Here is a 335-nt window from a genome sequence, read left to right as displayed (position 1 = left end):
TCGCCGCTGCCGGCCGATACCCGATCGGCACCGGAGCCGGCGCTGACGATGTTGTCGCCCCTGCCGACGTCGATGTCGTTGTTGCCGGAACCGGCATACACCGTATCGTCGTGGTTGCCCGTGCGGACCGTGTCCGAGCCCGAGCCGGCGGTGACCTGGTTCTCGCCGTGACCGGCGGAGATCACGTTGCTGCCGTCGCCCGCACGGATCGTGTCGTCGCCCGACCCCGACGAGATCGTGTCGCTGCCCGACCCCGCCGTCACCCGGTTGTCACCGTCGCCGGCGTTCACACGGTTCGAGCCGTCGCCGCCATAGATCGTGTCGTCGCCGCGGCC

General features: G+C 70.4%; 1 protein-coding gene. It reads right to left on the bottom strand.

The window, feature by feature from the left end:
- Positions 1 to 335: calcium-binding protein (locus BLS34_RS00005; protein WP_281241195.1), on the bottom strand; the 335-nt coding region annotated here is incomplete at both ends.

The organism is Thalassobaculum litoreum DSM 18839 (genome assembly GCF_900102465.1).
Lineage (GTDB): Bacteria > Pseudomonadota > Alphaproteobacteria > Thalassobaculales > Thalassobaculaceae > Thalassobaculum > Thalassobaculum litoreum.
This window is presented reverse-complemented; position numbering and strand designations above follow the sequence as displayed.